21 protein-coding genes, 1 tRNA gene and 1 pseudogene are annotated in these 23,334 nt (G+C 77.1%); 8 read left to right on the top strand and 15 right to left on the bottom strand.

The annotated features are described in order from the left end of the window. Positions 1-20 precede the first annotated feature (20 nt). Positions 21-1,436: an aminotransferase class V-fold PLP-dependent enzyme gene (locus tag ACI8AC_RS03185; RefSeq protein ID WP_456895110.1), complete on the bottom strand. Its 1,416-nt coding sequence runs from the start codon at positions 1,434-1,436 to the stop codon at positions 21-23. A 109-nt stretch (positions 1,437-1,545) separates the two neighbouring features. On the opposite strand from ACI8AC_RS03185, the gene ACI8AC_RS03180 reads away from it, so the two are divergent. Next, positions 1,546-3,777, top strand: a complete 2,232-nt coding sequence (locus ACI8AC_RS03180) for a putative bifunctional diguanylate cyclase/phosphodiesterase (protein WP_456895108.1) — start codon at positions 1,546-1,548, stop codon at positions 3,775-3,777. 103 nt (positions 3,778-3,880) lie between these two features. On the opposite strand, the gene ACI8AC_RS03175 is transcribed toward ACI8AC_RS03180, so the two are convergent. The 5 genes from ACI8AC_RS03175 to galU all read right to left on the bottom strand — a co-directional run bounded on the left by ACI8AC_RS03175 (position 3,881) and on the right by galU (position 7,913). Further along, positions 3,881-3,954: transfer RNA gene (locus ACI8AC_RS03175), tRNA-Ala, on the bottom strand. 104 nt (positions 3,955-4,058) lie between these two features. After that, positions 4,059-4,784 carry a hypothetical protein gene (locus ACI8AC_RS03170; RefSeq protein ID WP_456895106.1) on the bottom strand — a complete coding sequence of 242 codons (726 nt, stop codon included), beginning with the start codon at positions 4,782-4,784 and terminating at the stop codon, positions 4,059-4,061. 156 nt (positions 4,785-4,940) lie between these two features. Further along, on the bottom strand, positions 4,941-5,561 hold the full coding sequence (locus tag ACI8AC_RS03165) for a GNAT family N-acetyltransferase (protein ID WP_456895104.1): 621 nt from the start codon (positions 5,559-5,561) through the stop codon (positions 4,941-4,943). Next, a complete protein-coding gene (glp, locus tag ACI8AC_RS03160) occupies positions 5,561-6,955 on the bottom strand; it encodes a molybdotransferase-like divisome protein Glp (protein ID WP_456895446.1) in 1,395 nt (464 codons plus the stop codon). Before glp ends, ACI8AC_RS03165 begins: the two co-directional genes overlap by 1 nt. Positions 6,956-6,995: 40 nt before the next feature. Further along, on the bottom strand, positions 6,996-7,913 hold the full coding sequence (galU, locus tag ACI8AC_RS03155) for a UTP--glucose-1-phosphate uridylyltransferase GalU (RefSeq protein ID WP_456895102.1): 918 nt from the start codon (positions 7,911-7,913) through the stop codon (positions 6,996-6,998). Between the two features lie 43 nt (positions 7,914-7,956). Between galU and ACI8AC_RS03150 the strand changes: the two genes are divergently transcribed. From ACI8AC_RS03150 to ACI8AC_RS03135, 4 genes are all read left to right on the top strand, one after another. Then, the gene (locus ACI8AC_RS03150) at positions 7,957-8,550 is read left to right on the top strand and encodes a 5-formyltetrahydrofolate cyclo-ligase (RefSeq protein WP_456895100.1); all 594 of its coding nucleotides are present in this window, start codon (positions 7,957-7,959) and stop codon (positions 8,548-8,550) included. Positions 8,551-8,594: 44 nt separating this feature from the next. Beyond that, positions 8,595-9,950, top strand: coding sequence for an SLC13 family permease (locus ACI8AC_RS03145; protein ID WP_456895098.1), 1,356 nt, complete (start codon positions 8,595-8,597; stop codon positions 9,948-9,950). 80 nt (positions 9,951-10,030) lie between these two features. Continuing rightward, on the top strand, positions 10,031-11,215 hold the full coding sequence (locus tag ACI8AC_RS03140; RefSeq protein WP_456895096.1) for a CaiB/BaiF CoA transferase family protein: 1,185 nt from the start codon (positions 10,031-10,033) through the stop codon (positions 11,213-11,215). Then, positions 11,194-12,747 carry a carboxyl transferase domain-containing protein gene (locus tag ACI8AC_RS03135; RefSeq protein ID WP_456895094.1) on the top strand — a complete coding sequence of 518 codons (1,554 nt, stop codon included), beginning with the start codon at positions 11,194-11,196 and terminating at the stop codon, positions 12,745-12,747. Before ACI8AC_RS03140 ends, ACI8AC_RS03135 begins: the two co-directional genes overlap by 22 nt. 220 nt (positions 12,748-12,967) lie before the next feature. Here the strand turns inward: ACI8AC_RS03135 and ACI8AC_RS03130 are convergent, their stop codons facing one another. The 7 genes from ACI8AC_RS03130 to ACI8AC_RS03100 form a co-directional block, all read right to left on the bottom strand. Beyond that, positions 12,968-13,990 (bottom strand): LLM class flavin-dependent oxidoreductase, encoded by a 1,023-nt coding sequence (locus ACI8AC_RS03130; RefSeq protein ID WP_456895092.1) that lies wholly within the window; start codon positions 13,988-13,990, stop codon positions 12,968-12,970. Between the two features lie 45 nt (positions 13,991-14,035). Continuing rightward, positions 14,036-14,521: a MarR family winged helix-turn-helix transcriptional regulator gene (locus ACI8AC_RS03125; RefSeq protein WP_456895090.1), complete on the bottom strand. Its 486-nt coding sequence runs from the start codon at positions 14,519-14,521 to the stop codon at positions 14,036-14,038. A gap of 55 nt (positions 14,522-14,576) precedes the next feature. Beyond that, the gene (locus ACI8AC_RS03120; protein ID WP_456895088.1) at positions 14,577-15,485 is read right to left on the bottom strand and encodes a dioxygenase family protein; all 909 of its coding nucleotides are present in this window, start codon (positions 15,483-15,485) and stop codon (positions 14,577-14,579) included. Between the two features lie 75 nt (positions 15,486-15,560). Continuing rightward, positions 15,561-16,250 carry a TIGR04222 domain-containing membrane protein gene (locus ACI8AC_RS03115; protein ID WP_456895086.1) on the bottom strand — a complete coding sequence of 230 codons (690 nt, stop codon included), beginning with the start codon at positions 16,248-16,250 and terminating at the stop codon, positions 15,561-15,563. 102 nt (positions 16,251-16,352) lie between these two features. Beyond that, positions 16,353-19,778 (bottom strand): SpoIIE family protein phosphatase, encoded by a 3,426-nt coding sequence (locus ACI8AC_RS03110; RefSeq protein WP_456895084.1) that lies wholly within the window; start codon positions 19,776-19,778, stop codon positions 16,353-16,355. Positions 19,779-20,116: 338 nt separating this feature from the next. Further along, positions 20,117-20,254, bottom strand: coding sequence for a hypothetical protein (locus ACI8AC_RS03105; RefSeq protein WP_456895082.1), 138 nt, complete (start codon positions 20,252-20,254; stop codon positions 20,117-20,119). A gap of 48 nt (positions 20,255-20,302) precedes the next feature. Next, positions 20,303-20,557, bottom strand: a complete 255-nt coding sequence (locus tag ACI8AC_RS03100) for a hypothetical protein (protein WP_456895080.1) — start codon at positions 20,555-20,557, stop codon at positions 20,303-20,305. Between the two features lie 291 nt (positions 20,558-20,848). Between ACI8AC_RS03100 and ACI8AC_RS03095 the strand changes: the two are divergent. Beyond that, positions 20,849-20,992, top strand: a pseudogene (locus ACI8AC_RS03095) (FmdB family zinc ribbon protein); the annotation flags it as partial. A 62-nt stretch (positions 20,993-21,054) separates the two neighbouring features. Here the strand turns inward: ACI8AC_RS03095 and ACI8AC_RS03090 are convergent. Further along, positions 21,055-21,243, bottom strand: coding sequence for a hypothetical protein (locus ACI8AC_RS03090; RefSeq protein WP_456895448.1), 189 nt, complete (start codon positions 21,241-21,243; stop codon positions 21,055-21,057). Positions 21,244-21,355: 112 nt separating this feature from the next. Between ACI8AC_RS03090 and cpaB the strand changes: the two genes are divergently transcribed. Then, positions 21,356-21,973, top strand: a complete 618-nt coding sequence (gene cpaB, locus ACI8AC_RS03085; RefSeq protein WP_456895078.1) for a Flp pilus assembly protein CpaB — start codon at positions 21,356-21,358, stop codon at positions 21,971-21,973. A gap of 109 nt (positions 21,974-22,082) precedes the next feature. Next, positions 22,083-22,520, top strand: a complete 438-nt coding sequence (gene mscL, locus ACI8AC_RS03080) for a large conductance mechanosensitive channel protein MscL (RefSeq protein WP_456895076.1) — start codon at positions 22,083-22,085, stop codon at positions 22,518-22,520. Between the two features lies 1 nt (position 22,521). Here the strand turns inward: mscL and ACI8AC_RS03075 are convergent, their stop codons facing one another. Continuing rightward, on the bottom strand, positions 22,522-23,226 hold the full coding sequence (locus ACI8AC_RS03075) for a YbaK/EbsC family protein (RefSeq protein ID WP_456895074.1): 705 nt from the start codon (positions 23,224-23,226) through the stop codon (positions 22,522-22,524). Positions 23,227-23,334: the final 108 nt, after the last annotated feature.

Below are 23,334 nucleotides of genomic sequence, written 5' to 3'. Positions count from 1 at the left end.
CGCGGTCCGGGGCTCCCGGTTCACGCCGCGCTGACGGGCACCAGCGGCACGGCCCTCCCGTGCGCCCCCTCCTGCGGGTCCGGCCCCGGGGTCTCCGCCACCTCCCGCGGGACGTGGTCGCCGTGGGCGTCCACCCGGTAGTGGCGCGCGCCCCCCGGGCTGGCGGCGACGGCCCGCAGCGCCGCGCCGAGCGCGGCGACGTCCTCGACCGTGGTGCCCCGGTGGGCGCTGGCCCGCACGGCCCCGGGGAGCCGGTCGCGGGCGCCGGCACGCACGTCGGAGTGGAACCGGTCGACCTCGGCCTCGCTGAGCCCGAGCAGCCGGCCGACGTAGGGATGGGCGCAGAAGCACCCGCTGCGCACCCCGATCCCGTGCTCGTGCGCGAGCCGCGCGGCGAGCAGTCCGTGCGGGACGCCGTCGAGCGCGAAGGCCGCGACCGGCAGCCGGTCGCCGCCCGCCGGGCCGTAGCGGCGCAGTCCGGGGACGTCGGCCAGCTCGGCGTCCAGGGCCCGGGTGAGCTCGGCCTCGTGCGCCAGCAGGGCGGGCCACCCGAGGCGGGCCCGCTCGTCGAGGGCGGCGGCGAGCGCGACCACCCCCAGGACGTTCGGCGAGCCGGCCTCCTCGCGGTCGGGCGCCTCGGCCCAGACGACGTCGTCGAAGGACACGGCCTGGACGACCCCGCCGCCGAGCAGCAGCGGCTCCCCGTCGGCGAAGAGGTGCCGCGGGGCGACGAGGGCCCCGGCCCCGTAGGGGGCGTAGGTCTTGTGCCCCGAGAAGGCGAGCGCGTCGATGCCCAGGGCGGTCATGTCGACCGGCCGGTGCGGGACCAGCTGGGCGGCGTCGACGACCACCAGCACGCCGCGGGCCCGCGCGGCCGCGGCGATCTCCGCCAGCGCCGGGAGCCACCCGGTGACGTTGGACGCCCCGGTGAGCGCCAGGACGCGCGGGGTCGGGCGCTGGTCGAGCGCCGCCACCACGTCGCCCGGCGTGAAGGTGCCGTCGGGCCCCACCTCGACGACCCGCAGCCGGGCGTGCCGGCGCCACGGCAGCAGGTTGGCGTGGTGCTCCGCCGCGGTGGTGACCACCACGTCGTCGCGGCCGAGGCCCAGCCGGAAGGCCAGGACGTTCAGCGCCTCGGTGGTGTTGCGCGGGAAGAGCGCCAGGTGGGTCGAGGCGTCCGCACCCACGAACCGGAGCACCGTCTCGCGGGCCTGCTCGTAGCGCGCGCTGGAGTACTGCGACTTGGCCCCCGCTCCGCGGTGCACGCTGGAGTACCAGGGCAGGAAGTCCGCCACGGCCCGGGCCACCGCCGTGGACGCCGAGGTGGTCGCGGCGCCGTCCAGGTCGACGTAGCGCCGCAGCCCGCCGCCGAGGACGGGCACCTGCACGTCGGCGCCCACGAGACCCCCACGGTCACCCGGCAGCGTGATCTCCATGTGGGGGACATCGGCGGCCGCGGCCCGTCCTTGAGCCCAGGCGCACCAGCGATGCCCCCCGCTGGGGTGAGTGCGCTCAAGAGCGGGCCGGGGGCACCGATGCAGAGGCGTGACCGTGTTCGAGGCGACCAGCGATCCCGTCCCGCGCCGCCGGAGGGGCCTGCGGCTCACCCGCCGCGTCTTCTGGGACCTCGCCGTCTACATGATCGGCCTCGGGCTCGCCGTCGGGTTGGTGTTCCCGCCCTTCGCCACGGGCCTCGGCGTGCCGGGGTCCTACGCCACCCGGCCCTCCTTCCAGGTCGCCTGCCTGGTGGCCGGCTTCCTCGTGGGGGCGCTGAACTACGCCCTCTGCCGCTGCGTGGTCGGGGGACGTCTCGCCGTCCTCGGCACCCACCTGCGGCGGGTCACCGAGACGATCACCCACGCCAGCCGCACCGGCGACTGGTCCGGGGCCACCACCAACCGGATCGACACCGACTCCGACGACCAGCTGGGCGAGACCGCCCGCGCCTTCAACAGCCTCCTCGACGCACTCGAGTCGGGCGAGCACTTCCGCTCGCTCGTCCGCAACGCCAGCGACGTCATCACCGTGGTGGACGCCGCCGGGCGGATCACCTACCAGACCCCGTCGGTCGGCTGGGTCCTCGGCTACCCGCCGGCCACGCTGATCGGCTGCGACGTCCGGCAACTGCTGCACCCCGAGGACGTGGCCGCCTTCGACCGGTACCTGGCCGGCACCACCGGTGGCCTCGAGCAGGCCACCTCGATCGGGTCGCGCATGCGCCACCGCAACGGCAGCTGGCGCTGGGTCGAGACGGTCACCAACGACCTGCTCGCCGATCCCGCGGTCAACGGCATCGTGCTCACCACCCGCGACGTGAGCGACCGCAAGGAACTGGAGGAGCGGCTCCGCACCCAGGCGTTCCACGACCCGCTCACCGGGCTGCCGAACCGGGCCCTCTTCATGGAGCGGCTGCGTGCGGCCGAGGAGCTGGAGACCCGGCAGGGCACCCCCTCGGCGGTGCTGTTCATCGACCTGGACAACCTCAAGACGGTCAACGACAACCTCGGGCACGAGTGCGGCGACACCCTGCTGCAGGCGGTCGCCGCCCGCATCCGCGGTTGCCTGCGGCCCGAGGACACCCTGGCGCGGCTGGCCGGGGACGAGTTCGCCGTCCTCATCGTGGGCCCGGGCAGCGGGGCGCACGCCGCCGCCGTCGCCGAGCGGGTCCTGTCCGCGCTGCGGCGGCCGGTCGCGCTGGGCGACCAGGCCGTGCACGCGGGCCTGAGCATGGGGCTGGCGACCTCGCAGACCTGCGCCGCGAGCGGGATCGGCCTGCTTCGGGCGGCGGACGTCGCCATGTACGTCGCGAAGACCAGCGGGAAGGGGCGCTGCGAGGTCTTCCAGCCCAGCCACCACTCGGCCCGGCTCGAGCGGGAGGCGCTCCTGGCCGATCTGCACCAGGCCGTCGAGGCCGGGCAGCTGGTGCTGCACTACCAGCCGATCGTGGACCTGGCCTCCGGCGAGCCGGCCGGCGCCGAGGCCCTGCTGCGCTGGCAGCACCCCCACCGCGGGGTCGTCCCACCGCTGCACTTCATCACCCTCGCCGAGGAGAGCGGCCTCATCGTGCCCATCGGCCGGTGGGTGCTCCGGGAGGCCACCCGGCAGGCCGCCGCCTGGGTCGCGGCCGGCGAGGACCGCCACGTGACCGTCAACGTCTCGGTCCGGCAGTTCCAGCACCCGAGCCTGCTCGACGACATCCACGACGCCCTGGACCGCTCCGGGCTCGAGCCGCACCGGCTCACCCTGGAGATCACCGAGTCCCTCTTCGCCCACGACAGCGTGCGCACGGTGGAGAAGCTGCGCGAGGTCAAGGCGATCGGCGTCCGCCTGGCCCTCGACGACTTCGGGACCGGTTACTCCTCGCTGAGCTACCTGCGCCGGTTCCCCATCGACGTCCTGAAGATCGACAAGTCCTTCGTCGACGGGGTCGTGGAGAACGCCGAGGACCGGGCGGTGACCGCGGCGATCGTGCGGCTCGGCCAGGACCTCGCGCTCACCCTCGTCGCCGAGGGCATCGAGACCACCGCCGAGCTCGACGCCCTGCGGGCCCTCGGCGTCCACTACGGCCAGGGCTACCTCCTCGGCCGCCCGGCGGTCGCCGCGGTCCCGACCGGACCGGCGTCCCCGGCGGTCGCGGACCGCCGCAGCCCGACCTCGCCGGGGGCCTCCCTGCGCCTGCCCCCGGCCGCCCGCGTCACGCCGACGCCCCTGGTGCCGCCCCGCCGCGCCGAGGCCGGCGACGAGCAGCGCCACGAGGAGGGTCGGTCGGTCGGCTGACCCCCGCGGGAGACGGGTGCCGCCGCGCCACGGCACCGGCAGGGCCGGGGACGACCGACGCCGCCGGGGCTCGGAGCCCCGACGGCGTCGGTGTCGTGCTGGGTGGAGCTGAGGGGATTTGAACCCCTGACCCCCTCGATGCGAACGAGGTGCGCTACCGGTCTGCGCCACAGCCCCTGACGAACGGCAAGACTACCGTCCGCGCCCCCCGGTGCCGCCACCGGGGGGCGGGCGGCCCTCCTGCAGGGTCCCGCCGCGGTGGGGGGCAGGAGGGCCCTTCTTCACCCGCCGACGACCCTGCGCGGCTGGTAGACGTCGATGTCGGCGAACCCGATGTCGTCGTCGTCCAGGCCGACCACCGCGCTGTCCTGCCAGCCGGCGGGCGCGGCCGCGCGGGCGGCGACGACCCGGCCGGGGCGCAGCGGGTGGACCGGCGCCAGCGGCAGGCTCGGGTGCGGCAGGTCGACGGTGTGGTGCACGACCTCCTCGGCGACCTCCTCCACGACCGGCGCCGGGCGGGGTGCCGGCACCGGGCGCGCGGCCGGGCGGGCCGCCTCCCGGGCGGCGCGGTCGCGGGCGACCCGTGCCGCGGCGCGGGCGGCGCGCCGGGCGGCCAGCCGCTCCCGGCGGGCGACCCGGCGCAGCACCAGCAGGTAGGCGACGAGGGCGGCGTCGAGGACCCCCTGGGCGATCCACACCCACGGGCTCCAGAACAGCGCGCCGACCAGGGCCAGCACGGTGAGGGTCAGCAGCACGCCGAGGGTGCGCCGGCGGGCGGCGTGCACGTCGACCCGGAGCTCCCCCGAGTCCCGCAGGGCGCCGCGGTCGACCGCGACCCGCTCGGTGGCCGCGTGCACGGCGGGGTCGACGCTGCGCCGGCGCTGCAACGTGCGCCCCGCGTCGACCGTGGCCCGCTCGGTGCGGTCACCGCCGCGGGTCACCACCATCGGCACCAGCACGACGAACCACAGCACGACCAGCGCGGCCAGCAGGACGCCCGATCCCATCGAGAACACCACCCGTCACAAGAGTCACTCGCCGGGCGAAGTTAAGGCCTGACCCCACCCGGACGAGGGAGGCGCGCGGGCGTGTCACTGAGCTGTTGTGTGACGGGAGTGCCGCCGGGGCGGCGTGTCGACACGGCGACCGGCTCCGGGCGGCCCTCAGCGTGGTATGCGGGACCGCCACCGGGCGAGCACGCCCTCGGGCGCCTCCTCGGCCAGGAGGGCGTAGCAGAGGTGGTCGCGCCAGTCGCCGTCGATGTCCAGGTACCGGCGGAGCAACCCCTCCTGACGGAACCCCAGCCGCTCGACCAGCCGCCGGCTGGCACCGTTCTCGGGGCGGATGTCGGCCTGCAGCCGGTGCAGCCCGGCCGGGCCGAACGCGTGGTCGCAGACCAGCGCGACGGCCAGCGAGGCCAGCCCCCGCCCGGCCACGGAGCGGTCCACCCAGTAGCCGAGGCTGCCCGAGCGCAGCGCTCCGCGGACCACGTTGTCGACGGTCACCTGGCCGGCCAGCCGGCCCTCGACGCGCAGCACGAACGGCAGCGTCTGCCCCGTGGCGGCCCGGCGCAGCAGCGAGCGGCGCATGGCCCGGTAGGCGGCCGGGGAGTGCCGCGCCGACCAGGAGACCGGCGCGGTCGGCTCCCAGGGGGTCAGCCACGCCTCGTTGGCCAGCCGCAGCCGGCTCCACTCCTCGGCGTCGCGGCGGCGCGGCGGGTGGAGCTCGACGGGGCCGGCCGAGAGGAGGGCCGGCCACCCGGGCCGCTGGGCGGGGTCGGACATCAGCCGCCGAGCAGCAGCGGCATCACCGTGACCAGCCCGCCGGCGGCGACCTCGGTGACGTCCTCGTCGACGACGACGAGGCAGTTGGCGCGGGCCATGCGGGCCAGCAGCGCCTCCTCGCCGTCCCCCAGCGGCTCGACGACGTAGCCGCCGTCGGGGTGGCGCATGACCTGGCCGTGCAGGTACTGCCGGTAACCGAGCGGCGAGAGCAGCCGCTCCGCGGCGATCGCCTGCACCGTGCGGCGGAACAGCTGCCGCTTGCCCAGCATCATCCGGATCGCCGGGCGGACGAACACCTCGAAGGCCACCAGTGCCGCCACCGGCTCACCGGGCACGCAGATCACCGGGACGGCGTCGTGGCCCAGCCGGCCGAAGCCCTGGACGATGCCCGGGTGCATCGTCACCTGCGAGAAGCGCATGTCGCCGAGGTCGCTGAGCACCTCGACGACCGGGTCCCGGTCGGCGAGGGTGCCGGCGATCACGACCAGGTCGCTGCGCAGCAGCTGGGACTCGACCACCTCGCCCAGGCGCCGCCGGTCGGCGGGCAGGACCCCCCAGCGGTAGGCGTCGGCGCCGGCGTCGCGGGCGGCGGCGGCCAGCGCGTAGCTGTTGACGTCGACGACCTGGCCGGGGCCGGGCGGGGTGGTGATGTCGACCAGCTCCGGCCCGGCGGAGAGGACGGCGACCCGCGGACGGGGCCGCACCAGCACCCGGTCGCGGCCGACGGCGGCCAGCAGGCTGATCTGCGCCGGCCCGATCGGCGTCCCGACGCCCACGGCGGTGGTGCCGGGCGCGACGTCGTCGCCCGCGCGCCGCACGAACGACCCGGCCTCGGGACCCGCCTGCACCGCGACGGTCACCGCGCCCTGGTCGGTCCACACCGCCGGGACGACGACGTCCGCGCCGGCCGGGAGCATCGCGCCCGCGGTGACCTTCTGCGCCATCCCGGGGCCGATGCCCGACGGGCCGCTGGGGCCGGCGACGGTCTCCCCCACCACGGACAGCGTGGCCGGCTCCTCGGGCGTGGCCCCCTCGACGTCGAGCGCGCGGGCGGCGTAGCCGTCGAGCACGGCCTGGTCGAAGGCCGGCAGGGCCCGCTCGCTGACCACCTCCTCGGCGCACAGCAGCCCCTGCGCGTCGAGGACCGCGAGCTCGATGGGCTGGGGCTGCGGCACGGCCGCGAGGATCTCGTCGAGGTGCTGCTCGACCGGGCGCGGCGGGGCCGGCTCGGCGGCGGCCGGCGGCGGGGGAACCGCGCCGCGGTCGATCTGGCTGGTCTCGTGCACGGGTGCAGCGGGGGCCGGGACCCCACCGCGCAGGGTCGTCCCCTGGGCGAGGTCCATCGCGGTGGTGTCCCGGTACACCGGGGTCACGGTCTCGCCGTCGTCGGTCATGCGCACCACGGGGGTCGATGCTGCCCCTCGGGGCCCGCGGTCAGGCCTGCGACGCGCCCGTCCCGGGCAGGTCGGCCGCGAACTCGGCCAGCCAGGCGCGGAAGTCCGGACCGAGGTCCTCGCGCTCGCTGGCGAGCCGGACGACGGCCTTGAGGTAGTCCAGCCGGTCGCCGGTGTCGTAGCGGCGGCCGGAGAAGACCACGCCGTGCATCGGCTCGCCGCGCTCGACGAGGGTGGCCATCGCGTCGGTCAGCTGGATCTCACCGCCCCGGCCGGGCTGGGTCTCCCGCAGGACGTCGAAGACCTCGGGCGCCAGCACGTAGCGGCCGATGATGGCCAGCGTGCTGGGCGCCTCGTCGGCCGGCGGCTTCTCGACCATGCCGGTGATCGCGACGACGTCCTCGCTGCCGCCGGGCTCGACCGCCACGGCGCCGTACTTGTCGATGTTCTCCGCGCCGACGTCGAGCAGCGCCACCACCGAGCCGCCCTTCTCGGCCTGCACGGCGAGCATCTGCTCGAGCAGGTGGTCGCGGGCGTCGATGATGTCGTCGCCGAGCAGCACGGCGAACGGCTCGTCGCCGACGAAGGCGGCCGCCTGCAGGACCGCGTGACCGAGCCCGCGGGCCTCGCCCTGGCGGACGAAGTGCACCTGCGCCACCTCGGTCGACTCGTGCACGGCCGCCAGCCGGCCCTCGTCGCCCTTCTTCTCCAGCGCCGTCTCCAGCTCCGGGTGCCGGTCGAAGAAGTCCTCGATCGACGCCTTCCCGCGACCGGTGACCATCAGCACCTCGCCGAGGCCGGCCCGCGCGGCCTCCTCGACGATGTACTGCAGCGCCGGCCGGTCGACGACCGGCAGCAGCTCCTTGGGCACCGCCTTGGTGGCCGGCAGGAACCGGGTGCCCATCCCCGCCACGGGGATGACGGCCTTCCGGGTCGGGCGGGGGCTCTGCGTCGGCATGCGGGGGAGCCTAGCCAGGGCCGCGCGGCTACCCTCCTCCGGCGTGCCGGACCCGGAGGACGTCGCCGCCGCCAAGGCCGCGCTGCGCCGGCGGTTGTCGGCCCGCCGCGCCGCCCGCCCGGGGCCGGAGCGAGCGGCGGCGGCGGACGCGGTCGCGGCCGCGCTGGGCACGGGGTTGCCGGCCGGCGGCACGGTCGCCGCCCACGTGCCGGACCCCGCCGAGCCCGGCGCCGGCCGGCTCCTCGACGCCCTCGCCGGCGCGGCGCGGCGGGTGCTGCTGCCCGTGGTGCCGGCCACCGGCCGGACGCTCGCGTGGGCCGAGCACACCGGGCCCCTCGCCCCGGGCCGGTTCGGGCTGCTGGAGCCGGTCGGGCCGCGGCTGCCCGCGGGGGCGCTGGCCGACGCCGCGGTCGTGGTGGTGCCGGCCCTGGCCGTGGCCCGCACCGGCGCGCGGCTCGGGCGGGGGGCGGGCTTCTACGACCGGGCACTGCGGCACGCCCGGCCCGGCGCGCTCCTGGTGGCCGTGGTCTTCGACGACGAGCTGCTCGACGTCCTGCCCTCCGGGCCGCACGACCGGCCGGTCACCGCGGTGGTGACCCCCTCCGGCGGCTGGCAGGCGCTACCGGCCGGTCACTGAGACGCTGGCTCCCGCCTCGTCCCGCCGCCCCCGCCGGAGCGCCCGTGTCCCCCGAGATCGTCACCATCCTGGCGCTGGTCGCCATCTTCGCGATCGCCACGTTCCTGCCGATCAACATGGGGGCGCTGGCGTTCGTCGCGGCCTTCCTGGTGGGCACCCTGTCGGTGGGCCTGTCCACCGACGACATCCTCGCCGGCTTCCCGGCCGAGCTGGTCGTGACGCTGATCGGCGTCACCTACCTGTTCGCCATCGCGCAGAACAACGGCACCGTGGACCTGCTGGTGCGGGCCGCGGTGCGGCTGGTCGGCGGGCACGTCGCGGCGATCCCCTGGATCATGTTCGGGGTCACCGCGCTGCTCACCGCGATCGGCGCGCTCTCCCCCGCCGCGGTCGCGATCATCGCCCCGATCGCGCTCACCTTCGCGGCCCGGCACGGGATCAACCCGCTGCTCATGGGGATGATGGTGATCCACGGCGCGCAGGGCGGCGGGTTCTCGCCGATCAGCGTCTACGGCGTCACGGTCAACACGATCGTGGAGGGCGAGGGCCTGCCCTCCAGCCCGGTCACCGTCTTCCTCGGCAGCCTGCTGTTCAACATCGCGATCGGGGTCGTCCTCTTCCTCGCCCTCGGCGGCCGGCAGCTGATGGGCCGGAAGGTCGGCGCACAGGTCCCGGCGCACGCCGCGCACGGTGGCGATCCGGTCGTGCGGGGCCACGGGGCGGCGCCCGGGCCCGCGGTGGGCGGCGACGGCGGCGCGGTGGGTGAGGGCGCGGCGGGCGACGACGCGGCCGCCCCGCCGCGGGTCACCGCCGACCAGCTGCTGACGCTGGTCGGGCTGGCCACGGTCGCCGTCCTGGCGCTGGTGTTCGACCTCGACATCGGCTTCGTCTCGATCACCGTCGCCACCGTGCTCGCGCTGTTCGCCGCGGCCCGCCACAAGGGCGCGGTGAGCCAGATCAGCTGGTCCACGGTGCTGCTCATCGCCGGCGTCCTGACCTTCGTCTTCGTGCTGCAGGAGGCCGGCACCATCGACTACGTCGGCGAGGCGGTCATCGGCCTCGGCGTCCCCCTGCTCATCGCGCTGCTGCTCTGCTACATCGGCGGCGTGGTGTCGGCCTTCGCGTCGTCGACCGCGATCATCGGGGTGGCCATCGCGCTGGCCGTGCCGTTCCTCGAGACCGGCGAGATCGGCGCGGTCGGGGTGGTGGTGGCGCTGTCCGTGGCCTCGACCATCGTGGACGTCAGCCCGTTCTCCACGAACGGCGCGCTGGTCCTGGCCAACGCGCAGGACGTGGACCGGGACCGCTTCTACAAGCAGATCCTCGGCTACGCCGCGATCGTCGTCGCCGTGGGGCCGTTCCTCGCCTGGCTGGTGTTCGTCGTCCCCGGCTGGCTCTGACATCCTGGCCGGAGATACCTCAGCGCTGAGAGACTGCACGGACGCCACCGCCCGGTGGCCACCGAGCGAGGGAGAGCACCGTGTCCGGACCCCTGGACGGCATCCTGGTCGTCGACCTCACCCGCGCCCTCGCCGGGCCGCACGCCGGCATGATGCTCGGCGACCTCGGCGCCCGCGTCATCAAGGTGGAGAGCCCCGGCACGGGCGACGACACCCGCGGCTGGGGCCCGCCGTTCGTCCAGCCCGACTCCGGTGACCGCGAGTCCACCTACTTCCTCTGCACCAACCGCAACAAGGAGTCGATCACCCTCGACCTCAAGGACGACGGCGACAAGGAGCTGCTGCGCGAGCTGCTGCGCCGCGCCGACGTGCTGCTGGAGAACTTCCGGCCCGGGACGCTGGCCCGGCTCGGCTTCGGCACCGACGTGCTGGAGCAGCTCAACCCGCGGCTGGTCACCCTGGCGATCTCCGGGTTCGGGCACGACGGGCCCGAGGGCGGCCGCGCCGGCTACGACCAGATCGCGCAGGGCGAGGCCGGGCTGATGTCGCTGACCGGCCCCGGCCCGGAGGACCCGCAGCGGGTCGGCGTCCCGATCGGCGACCTGCTGGCCGGCATGTACGGCGCCTACGGCGTGCTGGCCGCGCTGGTGGAGCGGGAGCGGACCGGCCGCGGCCAGGTGGTGCGCACCTCGCTGCTGGCCGCGATCGTCGGCGTGCACGCCTTCCAGGGGACGGCGTGGACGGTGGCCGGCCAGGTCGGCCGGGCGCAGGGCAACCACCACCCCTCGATCGCCCCGTACGGGCTGTTCCACTGCAAGGGAGGCAGCGTGCAGCTGTCCTGCGGCAACGAGTCGCTGTGGCGGCGGCTGTGCGCGGAGTTCGGCCTGGACCCCGAGGCGCCCGGCATGGCGACCAACGGCGACCGGGTGGGCAACCGGCCGCAGGTGATCGAGCTGCTGGAGCGCACCTTCGCCGACATCGGCCCGGAGGAGCTGCTCGCCCGGCTGGCCGCGGCCGGCATCCCGGCGGGCAAGGTCCGCAGCATCGACGAGGTCTACACCTGGGAGCAGACCCTGTCGCAGGGCCTGCTGGTCGACGTCGAGCACGCCACCCTGGGGCCGCTGCAGCTGCCCGGCCCGCCGCTGCGCTTCTTCACGCCCGGCCCGGACGGCGAGACCGAGACCACCCGCCGCGACCACGCCGCTCCCCCGGTGCTCGGCGCCTCGGACGAGGCGATCCGGGCGTGGCTGGCCGGGGACCGGTGAGCGGCCGGCTCGATGCCCGGGCGCTGCGCGACCTGGTGCTGGACCCCGGCTCCTGGCAGACCTGGGACACCCCGATCGAGGTCGGCGCGGACGTCCCCGCCTACTACGCCGAGGAGCTGGCCTGGGCGGCGGAGAAGACCGGGCAGGACGAGGCGATCGTCACCGGCGAGGGCCGCTTGCGCGGCCGGCGCGTGGCCGTGGTCGCCGGCGAGTTCGGCTTCCTGGCCGGGTCGATCGGCGTGGCGGCCGCCGACCGGCTGATCCGGGCGGTGGAGCGGGCCACCGAGGAGGGGCTGCCGCTGCTGGCCGCGCCGGTCTCCGGCGGCACCCGCATGCAGGAGGGCACGGTCGCCTTCCTGCAGATGATCGGCATCACCGCGGCCATCGCCCGGCACAAGGAGGCCGGGCTGCCCTACCTGGTCTACCTGCGGCACCCGACCTTCGGCGGGGTGCTGGCCTCCTGGGGGTCGACCGGGCACGTGACCATCGCCGAGCCGGGCGCTTCCATCGGCTTCCTCGGTCCGCGGGTCTACGAGGCGCTGTACGGGGAGAAGTTCCCCGAGGGCGTGCAGACCGCCGAGCACCTGGCCGAGCGCGGCATCGTGGACGCCGTCGTCCCGCCCGAGGAGATCGCCGAGCTCGCCGACCGCGCGCTGCGGGTGCTCTCGGCCCGGCGCACCTGGCACCGGGACGTCGCCGACGCCGAGCGCCCGACCGCGGAGGACGGCACCGAGACCGGGCTGGTCGGGGCGGACGGCGCGGACGGGCGCAGCGCCTGGGAGGTCGTCACCGCCTCCCGCCGCCAGGACCGGCCCGGCGTGCGGCGGCTGCTGCGGACGGCGGCCACCGACGTCGTCGGGCTCTCGGGCACCGGCGCGGGCGAGAAGGACCCCGGGCTGCTGCTCGCCCTGGCCCGTTTCGGCGGCGCCCCCTGCGTGGTGCTCGGCCAGGACCGGCGCGGCCAGTCGCTGAGCGCTCCGCTCGGGCCCGCCGCGCTGCGGGAGGCCCGGCGCGGCATGCGGCTGGCCGCCGAGCTGCGCCTGCCGCTGCTCACCCTCATCGACACCCCCGGCGCCGCGCTGTCGGTGGAGGCCGAGGAGGGCGGGCTGGCCGCCGAGATCGCCCGCTGCCTGCAGGACCTGGTGATGCTGCAGGCGCCCACCCTGGCGGTGCTGCTCGGCCAGGGCACCGGTGGCGGGGCGCTGGCGCTGGCCCCGGCCGACCGGGTGCTGGCCGCGGCCAACGGCTGGCTGGGCCCGCTGCCACCGGAGGGCGCCTCGGCGATCGTGCACCGCACCGTCGACCGCGCCGACGAGATGGCCGCCGACCAGGGCGTGCGCGCGACCGACCTGTGGCGGGCCGGCATCGTCGACCGCGTGGTGCCCGAGCGGCCCGATGCCGCCGACGAGCCGGTCGAGTTCTGCCGCCGGCTGGGGCGGGTGCTCGGTGAGGAGCTGGCCGGGCTGCTGGGCCGGGACGACGGCGAGCGCTTCCGCAGTCGCCTGCACCGCTACCGCCACCTCGGCCGCTGAGCGGGCCCGGCACCGGGACCGGGACCGGGACCGGCGATGATCAGCTGACCTGGTCGTTGCCGGTCCTGGCTCACCTCCGGTGGTGAGCCGGGACCGGCGACGGTGAGCCAGGAGGGGCCGGGCCGGTGATCGCCGCCCTCGCCGGGCGCTGCCGCCGTCCTCCCCCCCGCACGGTGCGGACGGCGGCCGGAGGGCGGGGACGGCGGGCGCCGGCCCGCGGTCAGGCGGCCGGGCTCTCCTGCGCGGTCAGCCCCCAGGCGCTCGCGACGAGCTCGAGGCTCGCCACCCGCTCGGCTGCGCCGTGGGTGGACGCCGACAGCATCAGCTCGTCGGCCCCGGTGTCGGCCGCCAGCCCGCGCAGCCGCGCCACGACGGTCGACGGGTCCCCGATGACCGCGTTGCTCGGCATCGCCTCGGCGGCGGCCCGCTCGGGGTCGCGCTCGGCCTCCTCCGGGGTGGGGACCGGGCGCAGCCGGTTGGTGCGGATGGCCAGCCGCATCAGCTGCCCGGGCAGCGCCAGCCGCCGGGCCTCGGCCGCGGTCCCGGCGGCCAGCACGTTCGCGGTGACGATCGCGTACGGCCGCTCGAGCGCCGGCGAGGGGCGGAAGCTGTCGCGGTACAGCTCCACGGCGGTCACGGTGTGCGGGCTGCCGAAGTGGTGGGCGAAGGCGAACGGCAGCCCGAGCTGCCCGGCCAGCTGCGCGGAGAAGCCGCTGGAGCCCAGCAGCACCACCTGCGGTGCCGAGACCGCCGCCGGGGTGGCCCGGAACCGCTCGGCCAGGCCGCCCTCGACGCGGGGGTCGCCGAGCAGCCCGAGCAGGTCGAGCAGGTGCTGGGGGAAGTCGTCGGCCGACAGCGCCGCCGGGTCCCGGCGCAGCGCGAGCGCGGTCTGCGCGTCGGTACCGGGGGCGCGGCCGATGCCCAGGTCGATGCGGCCGGGGTGCAGCGCCTCGAGCAGCGCGAACTGCTCGGCGACGACCAGCGGGGCGTGGTTGGGCAGCATGACCCCGCCCGAGCCGATGCGCAGCCGATCGGTGACGCCGGCGAGGTGGGCCATGAGCACCGGTGGGCTGGTGCTCGCCACCGCCGGCATGTTGTGGTGCTCGGCGACCCACAGGCGCCGGTAGCCCAGCCGGTCGGCGGCCCGGGCGACCGCGGTGGTCGCGGCCAGCGCGTCGGCGGTGGACTGGCCGGAGCCGACCGTGGCCAGCTCGAGCACGGAGAGGGGCAGCGGCTCGGACATCACCGGCCGCAACGCCCGGGCCGGGCCGGGGCTTCCCGCGGCCCGTCAACCGGCGGAGGGGTCCAGCCGCAGGACGTGGTCGGGGTCCAGCGCCTCGACGACGGCCTCGAGGGCCTCCCCGAGGGCGCGGGCCTGCTCGTCGGTGAGCGGGTCGAACAGCGCCGTCCGGACGGCGTCCACGTGGCCGGGGGCGACCGAGCGGACGACGTCCCACCCTGCGTCCGTGAGGACGGCGACGTTGCCGCGACCGTCCTCGGCCGAGCGCTCGCGCCGGACCCAGCCGCGGTCCTCCAGCCGGGCCACGGTGTGCGACAGCCGGCTCTGCGTCTGGTTGGCCCGCCGCGCGAGGTCGCTCATCCGCCGGCTGCGACCCGGCGCCTCGGACAGCATGGCCAGGACGACGTAGGCGGCGTGCGTGAGCCCGGCGTCGCGCTGCAGCTGGGCGTCGAGGGCCCGCGGCAGCAGCTCGGTGGCGGTCAGCCACGCCCGCCAGGTCCGCTGCTGCTCCTCGTCGAGCCACCTCTGCGCCACGGCAGGGACGGTACTTCGGGCGCCCGGAGGCCGGGCCGGGTCGGCTCCGGCCGGGTCAGGCCGCCTGGAAGGACCGCCGGGACAGCCCCAGCGCGTAGCCGTCCAGCGTGGTGGTGACCGGGGCGGCCGGGTCGGTGGCGGCTCCGAGGGCGACGAAGAGCGGGGTGAAGTGCTCGACGGTCGGGTGCGCGTAGGGCATGCCGGGGGCGGCGCTGCGGAAGCGGGCCAGCTCGGCGACGTCACCGCGGGCCAGGGCCTCGGCGGCCCAGGCGTCGAAGTCGGCCGACCAGCCGGGCACGGCCGCGCCGGTGAGCATCTCGCGGGTGAGGAAGGGCAGGCCGTGGGTCATGTGGCCGGACCCGACGACCAGCACGCCCTGCTCGCGCAGCGGGCGCAGCCGCGCGCCGAGGGCCAGCAGCCGGTCGGGGTCGTCGGTGGGCAGGGAGAGCTGCAGCACCGGGACGTCGGCGCCCGGGTACATGATCTTCAGCGGCACCCAGGCCCCGTGGTCGAGGCCGCGGCGGGCGTGCTGGTGCACCTGCTCGGCGTCCGGCAGCAGCGCGCTGACCTGCCGGGCGAGCTCGCCGGCGTCCGGGGTGTCGTAGCGGAAGCCGTGGTAGAGGGGGTCGAAGCCGCCGAAGTCGTAGACCAGCTCGGCCGGCCGGGGGGCGCTGAGTGACAGCGGCGCGGACTCCCAGTGGGCCGAGACGACCAGCACCGCGCGCGGCCGGGGCAGGGAGCGGGCCCAGCCGTGCAGCGGGGTGAGCCAGGCCGGGTCCTGGAAGGGCATCGGCCCGCCGCCGTGGCTGAGGTAGAGGCTCGGGAGCGGCCCGTCGCCGGGGGTCCACGCGCGGTGCGGGCCGGCGGCCGCGGCGCGGCGGAGGTGGGCCGCGAAGGGGTGCGCGGCGGGGATGCGCGCGTCGGCGGCCGCGGTGGCGCTCGGGGTCGTGGTGGACGCGGTCACGGGTGCTCCTCGGCGGTCGGGTGTGCCGCACCGACGCTACGCCGAGATGCTTGAGGCTTCAAGTATCCCGGCGAGTCAGCCCCCGCCGTCCCCCCCGCCTCCGCCGCCGACGTCCCCGCCCCCGACGTCCCCGCCCCCGGCGTCGGCCCCGAGGCCGAGGACGCCGCCGCCGACCGCGGTGGCCCAGGTGCGCTGCGCCGCGGTGGTGGGGTCGGACTCGGCCAGCCGGCGGAGGGCCTCGCGGTCGGCCCGGCGGCTCACGTCGACGGCGGGACCCGGCGGGGCGATCGCGGCGCGCAACCGCTCGTCGCGCGCCGCGGCGGGCCCGTCGAGCGCCACCCGCCAGACGTCGTCGCCGGCGTGCTGGGTGCGCAGCGCGCCGATCAGCCGGCGCCCCTCGCGGGTCGGGACCTCGGCCGGGGCGGCGCCCCGCCGGGCGATGGGGGTCGTGCGGCGGCGGAGGAGGCCCTGCTCCTCCAGCCCGTGGGCCAGGCCGGCGATCCGCGGGTCGGCGACCAGCCGCCACCGGACGGTGTCGACCGACCGGTGGCCCGCGGTGCCGATCCCGTCGAGGACGGCGGCCTCCACCGGGTCCCGCCGGGCGGGCGCCACCACCGCCAGCAGGCCCGGCCCGACCACCCGCACCCGGCCGGCCCGCACCAGCGCCGCCACCGCGGCGTCGACCACGCGGGCGGGCCCGCCGGTGAGGTAGGCGGCCTCGTGGACCCCGAGCGCCGTCCCGGAGCGGTCTGCCGTGGTGCTCATGTCGGGCTCCCCTCCGGCGGGTCCTCGTGGCGTGGACGGTCCCACCGCGGCGTCCGCGGGGACAGGGCCCTCCGGCCCGCTGCCGCGGTCGAGCGACCGCGGTCAGCGCGGCAGCACGTCCCGCTCCCCGCCGGTCAGGACGCCGGCGAGTCCGGACAGGTCCAGCAGCCGGCGCGCCGGCCCGCCGGCGGGGAGCACGACGACCAGCCCGGCGCCGGCCGCTCGGACGGCCTCGAACAGCAGGCCGGCACCGACGCTGGCGACGAACCCGAGCCGGGTCAGGTCGAGGACGGCCGGCCGGCCGCCGGCCACCTCTGCCAGCAGGGCCTCGCGCACGGCGTCCACCCCTTCCAGGTCGAGGTCGCCGGCGAGCTGCAGGTGGCGGCCGTCGGCCTCGACGACCGTCAGGGTCGCCCCGGCGGCCCCGGCCTCGGCCCCCCGCTGTGGCGGTACGACAGCAGCCGCGGCCGCGGGCGGCAGGCGGAACCGCAGCACGGTGCCGGCCGGGCCGTGGTCGACCTCGACGTCGCGGCCGAGCGCGGAGATGATCTGCAGCCCGCGGCCGCGGAAGCCGGGATCGGCCGGCGCGGGCCGCCAGCTGCCGCCGTCACGTACGGCGACCCACACCCCGCCGTCGCGCTCGGCCGCGAGCTCGACGTCCACCGAGCCGGTCCGCTCGCTGTCGCGGTAGGCGTGCTCGACGGCGTTCGCCACGGCCTCCCCGGCCGCCAGCTGCAGGTCCTCGACCGCGTCCGCGCCCAGCGCGGCGCCGACGGCCCATGCGGCGACCGCGCGTCGGACGCGCTCCAGCTGGGCAGGGTCGGCGGGCAGCCGCAGGTGCAGCGGCTCCGGCAGCGGGCGCACGGCGACCACCACGACGTCGTCGGCCCCGGCCGGGCCGACCAGCGCGGCGAGCACGCTGTCGACCAGGACGCCCAGCGGCGCCTCCCGGTGGGCGGCGACCGCTGCGGCCAGCCGGCGCAGGCCGTGGTCGAGGTCGGCGCCGCGGGCCTCGACCAGCCCGTCGGTGAACAGGAGCAGGGTGGCCCCGGCCGGCAGGGTGGTGGCCGCTTCGGGTCGGGCACCGGTACCGGACAGCCCCAGCGCCGGCCCGAGCCCGCCGTCGAGGAAGGTGATCCCGGCCGGGTCCGCGACCAGCGGCGGCAGGTGCCCGGCCCGGCTGTAGGCGAGCTCGCCCGTGGCGGGGTCCAGCAGCAGGCAGGCGGCGGTGCTCACCCGGGCGCCGGCGATCGATGCAGCGAAGCCGTCGAGCAGCTCCAGGGCCCGGCAGGGGGAGAACCCGGCCATCAGCAGGGTGGTCAACGAGCTGCGCAGCTGACCCATCACCGCCGCAGCCGGTGCGCCGTGGCCGACGACGTCGCCGACCGCGAGGGCGACCCGCCCGTCGGGGAGGGCCAGCACGTCGAACCAGTCCCCGCCGGCCGACGTGCCGGCCACGGCGGGCAGGTAGCGGACGGCGACCGCCAGCCGCTCCGGCTGCGGCAACGTGGCGGGCAGCAGGCTGCGCTGCAGCGTCTCGGCCATCTCCCGGCGCACGTCGGCCAGCGCGGCCCGCTCCAGCGCCGCAGCGGCCTGCGCGGCCACGGTGAGCAGGAAGGCCCGCTCGGCGGCGTCGAAGCGTCGCGGCCGGGCGAACACCACGCCGAGGGCGCCCACGAGCCGCTGCCCGGCCAGCAGCGGCAGGGAGGCCGTGGCCTGGGTCCGCGCCTGCAGGAACGGCTCGACGTCCGGGTAGCGCGCGAGCAGGGTCTGCCGGTCGGGCAGCCACACCGGGCGGCGGGTGCGGGCGGCATCGGCGATCGGCACGGATGCGGACAACCGGATGGTGGCGAACTGGGTCGTCCAGCCGGGCGAGTGCCCGTCGATGTCGATGGTGTGCAGCTGGCCGTCCCCACCGAGGGTGCACACGGCCACGACCGAGGCGTCCAGCGCCTCGCGCAGGCTGGCGGTGAGCGCGGCGCCGGCCTCGGCGGCGGTGCCGGCCGCGGCCAGTGCGGCGGTGAGCGCCTGCAGCTGCCGCTGCCGCGCGGCGAGCCGCTCGGCAGCCACCATCGTGGCGATCCGCTGGCCGAGGTCGGCGGCGAAGGCGACATCGGCGTCGTCGTAGCCGGGGCGGCGTTCGGTGGCGACGGTGAGCAGCCCGACCGCCTCGCCGGCGGTGCGCAGGGCGGCGGCCAGCCACGCCCGGCCGCCCAGCGCGGCCAGCCTGGCGTACTGGTCCTCGTCCGCGGCGGCCTCGCGCAGCACCTGCTCGGTGACCGCCGGCACCGCGAACGCCCGCCCGGCGTCGACCAGGTCGGTGAACTCCTGGGGCACGCGCAGCGGCCCGACCGCCAGCACCCGGTCGGCCACGTCGGCGGGTGCGGCGGCGACCGGCCGGTAGCGGTCGTCGTCGCCGCGCAGCCACACCGCCGCCCAGTCGCCGAGCTCGCCGGCCAGCAGCCCGGCCACCGCGGCCAGCCGCTCCTCGAGGCCGCCGGGATCGGTCAGCGCGCGTCCGGCCGCGGCCAGCAGGCTGGTGGCCTGCTCACGGCGTCGGGCCGCGGTGACGTCGAAGAGCACCGCGTGCAGGGTCCGTGGGTCACCGGTCCGGTCGCGGGTGATGTGACCGAGGTGCTGCAGCCACACCCAGCGGCCGTCGGCGGCACGCACCCGGTAGGTCAGCGTGAAGTCCACGCCGTCGCCGGCGATCTCGGCCCGGACGCGGGCCAGGACCTCGTCGCGGTCGTCGGGGTGCAGGATCCGGGTCCACAACCCCTCCTCGGTCAACCACCGGGCGGCCGAGTAGCCCAGCAGCTCCTCGACGCGCTCGTTGACGAACGTCAACCTCAGCGTGGCCGGGTCGCGCTCCCAGACGATGGCGTTCAGCCCGGCGACGGTGGCCTGCAGCCGGGCGACGCTGGCCTCGGCGGCCCGCCGGGCGACCTGCTCGGCGGCCGCGGCGGCGTGGGCGGCCTCGGCCTCCCGCCGGGCGGTGATGTCCTGGATGCTGCCCCGGACCAGGCGCCGGTCGCGGTCCGGCAGACGGAGCAGGGTCATCTCGCAGGACACGTCGGTGCCGTCGGCGCGGCGGTGGGTCCACTCGAACCGGGGCCGCTCCCCGGCCAGCGCCCGGGCCAGGTACTCCGCCGCCGCGGTCTCCGAGGACCTGCCGTCGGGCTGCACCGGCGGGCTGACCTCCACCGGGCCGACCCGCAGCAGCGCGGTACGGGTCATGCCGAACAGTCGCTCGGCGGCCGCGTTCACCGTGACGAAGTGCCCGGCGTCGAGGTCGAGGATGACGATCGCGTCGGGCGCGTACTCCACGAGCGCCTGGTAGCGCCGGAGTTCGGAGCAGTCCTCCTCGCCGTCGCTCCCGGCGAGGCCGGACGGGGCCGCACCGGGACCGCGCTCCGGCGCCTGCCGGGGTTCCGGCCCGGCCCCGGTGGCACGGGGCGCACGGCTTCGCCGCGCCGGCCGTTCGACGCTCTCTCCCGGCCCACGCCGGGCTGCAGCGGACGCGTTCACCACGCCTCCCGCACCATCCGGTGGCGCCCCACGGCTGGAGCCGGCCGCGCCCAGTATCCCGCCGTCGAGGTCGTCCGCGAAGGCCGGACCGCGCGGAACCTGCCGGGCACCGGCAACCGCCGCGGACGACCGCACGCCCGTGGCGGACGGAGCTCACGCCCCGGCAGGGGGTGTCGGCGAGCGGCACGTCCGCGCGCTCCACGAGCGCGACCGCGATCTCGGGGTGTGCCGAGCTGCGCGCGCGTGCGCGGTCGCGAACGAGCCGTGCGCGTGACTGCGGTCGCCTGCGGGGGATCGGCCGCGGGCCGCTACCTCTCGGCCCCGGGTGACCGACGTCCTCAGCGGATCGCTGTCACCGCGCCGAGCGCTGCGCCGGGGGGCCGATCCCACTCCAGGCCACCGCGCAGCAGCGCCGGCAGGCCCCGGTAGAGCTCGCCGTGGCAACCGCCGAAGCCCTCGTACGACGCGCGCACCACGTCGTCGCCGACGACCGCGCGGCCGAACCGGGTGAGCCGCCACGAGGGCTACCCGGTGACCAGCCCGGCGGCGGCGAGCACGCGGAGGTGGGCGGCCAGCCGCTCGTGGTCGACCACATCCAGGCGCCCGGCCAGCTGCCCGGTGCCGGCCGGGCCCTCGCCGAGCGCGTCGAGCAGGCCCAGGTCGAGTGCAGCGGCGACCAGCTGCAGCCGGACCCCGGTCAGACCCTCACGTGCGGCGCGCAGCCGCGTGCGGAGGTTCCCGCTGCGCGGCACCTCGGCGAGCACTCGCGGGTCGGGCATCCTCGCCATCGGGCACGTCCTGGGCCCAGCGGGCGCGACGGTAGCGGACCTCGACCGCCCGGTTCGCGGTCTCGTCGGACCACCTGCAGCCGGCACCCCGGCCATCCACCACTGCGCTCCGCGGCCGCGCACCGAGCCGGCGCCGGAGCCGGTTCCGCACTCCCACGCACACCGCTGCAGGGCGACGCACGGCTGCCACCGCGATCCCACGCTCGCGCGCCACGAGCGTGACGCCGGCCGACAGGGAGATGGACGGACGGGCGCGCAGCGCGCATCATTGGCAGTCGCCGGGTGAGAGTGCCAACCCGGCCCGTCCCCACGAGGAGTGCTCCCGCCGTGCCCACCTACCAGTACGCCTGCACCAACACCGACGGCAGGCACGAGTTCGAGGTCGTGCAGTCCTTCACCGACGCCCCGGTCGCCGAGTGCCCGACGTGCGGCAGCACGGTCCGCAAGGTGTACGGCTCGGTGGGCGTGGTCTTCAAGGGCTCCGGCTTCTACCGCACCGACAGCCGGAAGAGCGGCTCGGGCGAGAGCAGCACGTCCTCGTCGGGCGGGGAGTCGGGCGGGTCGACGTCGTCCTCGTCGACGTCGTCCGGCTCGTCCTCGAACGCCTCGTCCTCGAACGCCTCGTCCCCGGGGTCGAAGGCGTCCGCCTCGTCCTCGTCCTCGTCCTCGTCGAGCAAGGCCGCCTCGGCCTGACGACGGTCTGACGGCGGCCGGTCCACAGCCCGGACGCCCCTCCACAGCCCCGCTCCCGCGCCCCCGCGCCGGCCCCCGTCGGGTCAGCGTGGGGGCGTGGTCCGTCTGCGCCGTCCCCGGTCCCTGCGGCACACCGCCCGCCAGGTGCTCGCCGCCCTGCTGGCCGGTGCCGCGCTGGTCCTCGCGCTCCGCCCCGCACCGCCGCCCGGGGGCGCGCAGGGCCCGGCGCCGGTCCCGGTGGTCGTGGCCGCCCGGGACCTGCCCCCGGGGACGCTGCTGGGTGCGGCGGAACTCTCCGTCGCCCGGTGGCCGCCGCGGCTGGTCCCGGCCGGGGCGGTGCCCGCCGCCGAGGTGACCGGCCGGGTGCTGGCCGCCGGCCTGCGCGCGGGCGAGCCGGTGACCGACGTCCGCCTGGTCGGGAGCGGGCTCACCGCGCTCCTGGCCGAGGGGCAGGTCGCCGCGCCGGTGCGCCCGGCCGACCTCGCGGTCAGCGCGCTGGCCTCCCCCGGCGACCGCGTCGACGTGCTCGCCACCGCTCCCGGCGAGGCCCGCGCGGTCGTCGTCGCCGCCGGTGCGCTGGTCCTCGCCGCGCCGGGGCCGGAGGGAGCCGCCGAGGGGCTGCTGCTGCTCGCCGTGGACGCCGGGACCGCCGCCGATCTCGCCGCGGCGGCGACGGCGGCCACCCTGACCCTCAGCCTCCCACCGCCCGCGTGATCGGGCGCCGCCGGCCTGATCGACCCGCCGTCCGGGCTGATCGCCCTCGCCGTCCGGGCTGATCGACGCAGCGTGGACCGGTCAGCACGTGGTGTGGCTGGATGGGCGCATGCTCACGGGCTTCAAGGACTTCCTGCTGCGCGGCAACGTGGTCGACCTCGCGGTCGCCGTCGTCATCGGCACCGCCTTCACCGCGGTGGTCAACTCCTTCGCCGAGTCGTTCCTGACCCCGCTGATCGGCCTGGTCGGCGGGGGTGGCGAGCTCGGCGGGACGTTCACCGTCAACGGTCAGACGTTCACCTGGGGTGCGTTCGTCAGCCAGGTGATCACCTTCGTGCTCACCGCGGCGGTCGTCTACTTCCTCGTCGTGCTCCCGATGAGGACGATGATCGAGCGGCGCCGGCGCGGCGAGGAGGCGGGGCCGGCCGAGCCGACCCAGGTCGAGCTGCTGGCCGAGATCCGCGACCTGCTGCGTTCCCAGCAGGGCCTCGGTGGCGGTCCCGACCGCTCCGGCCCGGGAACCACCACCCTGCCGGGGCAGCTGTAGGTCAGTCGCTGCCCCAGTGCGGGGGCCGGTCCTCCAGGTAGCGGCGGTCGCCGGCGGTGGGGTCCTCGGGCCGCTCCCCCCAGCCGAGGTCACGGTCGTCGGGGGCCCGGCCCCCGGCCGGGGCCGGCGGCGACGCCGCGGCCGGCGGGGCGGGATCGGCCTCGACCGGGCGGCCCAGGCCCTCGAGCACCTGCACGGCCGGCAGCGCCCCCAGCACCGCGCCGGGGACGGCCAGCTTGCTCCCGCGCGTGCCGGAGCCCACGACGACGAGCTCGGCGGCGACCACGGTGGGGTCGACCAGCACCGGCCAGGAGTCCGGCAACCCGATCGGCGTGATGCCGCCGTAGGCCATGCCGCTCTCGGCGACCGCGACGTCCTGCGGGGCGAAGGAGGCCTTGCGGGCGCCGAGGTGCCGCCGGACCAGGCCGTTGACGTCCGCGCGGGTGGTCGCCGGCACCAGGCAGGCCGCCAGCGCGGTCTGACCGGCGCGCCGGGTCGCCACGACCACGCAGTTGGCCGAGACCTCCAGCGGGACGCCGTAGGCCTCGGTGAAGGCGGCGGTGTCGGCCAGGGCGTCGTCGATCTCGGCCACCCACACCGGTCCGGCCAGCCCGGGGAGGGCCGCGGCCACCGGGGGGCCGAGCAGCTCCGGCCGGTCGGTCGCGGGGAGCCAGGTCAGCGAGCCGAGGGCGGGCGTCGGGTGCACGCCGCCGATCCTCCCCCGCGGCCCCGGGGCCGCGGCGGGGGGGGCGGGGTGGTGGGCGGCCGGGGCCGCCGCTCCCGGAAGGCCGCCAAGATAGGGCACCTCCAAACC

The organism is Geodermatophilus sp. SYSU D00758 (genome assembly GCF_054049955.1).
The sequence above is the reverse complement of the archived record's forward strand: the minus strand, read 5'-3'. Positions and strand labels throughout refer to the sequence as shown.

What these genes read in the sequence shown, in the direction of transcription:
- ACI8AC_RS03185 (WP_456895110.1), bottom strand. Translation starts at nt 1,436, where the DNA reads ATGGAGATCACGCTGCCGGGTGACCGTGGGGGTCTCGTGGGCGCCGAC.
- ACI8AC_RS03170 (WP_456895106.1), bottom strand. Translation starts at nt 4,784, where the DNA reads ATGGGATCGGGCGTCCTGCTGGCCGCGCTGGTCGTGCTGTGGTTCGTC.
- ACI8AC_RS03165 (WP_456895104.1), bottom strand. Translation starts at nt 5,561, where the DNA reads ATGTCCGACCCCGCCCAGCGGCCCGGGTGGCCGGCCCTCCTCTCGGCC.
- glp (WP_456895446.1), bottom strand. Translation starts at nt 6,955, where the DNA reads ATGACCGACGACGGCGAGACCGTGACCCCGGTGTACCGGGACACCACC.
- galU (WP_456895102.1), bottom strand. Translation starts at nt 7,913, where the DNA reads ATGCCGACGCAGAGCCCCCGCCCGACCCGGAAGGCCGTCATCCCCGTG.
- ACI8AC_RS03130 (WP_456895092.1), bottom strand. Translation starts at nt 13,990, where the DNA reads ATGTCCGAGCCGCTGCCCCTCTCCGTGCTCGAGCTGGCCACGGTCGGC.
- ACI8AC_RS03115 (WP_456895086.1), bottom strand. Translation starts at nt 16,250, where the DNA reads ATGAGCACCACGGCAGACCGCTCCGGGACGGCGCTCGGGGTCCACGAG.
- ACI8AC_RS03100 (WP_456895080.1), bottom strand. Translation starts at nt 20,557, where the DNA reads ATGCCCGACCCGCGAGTGCTCGCCGAGGTGCCGCGCAGCGGGAACCTC.
- mscL (WP_456895076.1), top strand. Translation starts at nt 22,083, where the DNA reads ATGCTCACGGGCTTCAAGGACTTCCTGCTGCGCGGCAACGTGGTCGAC.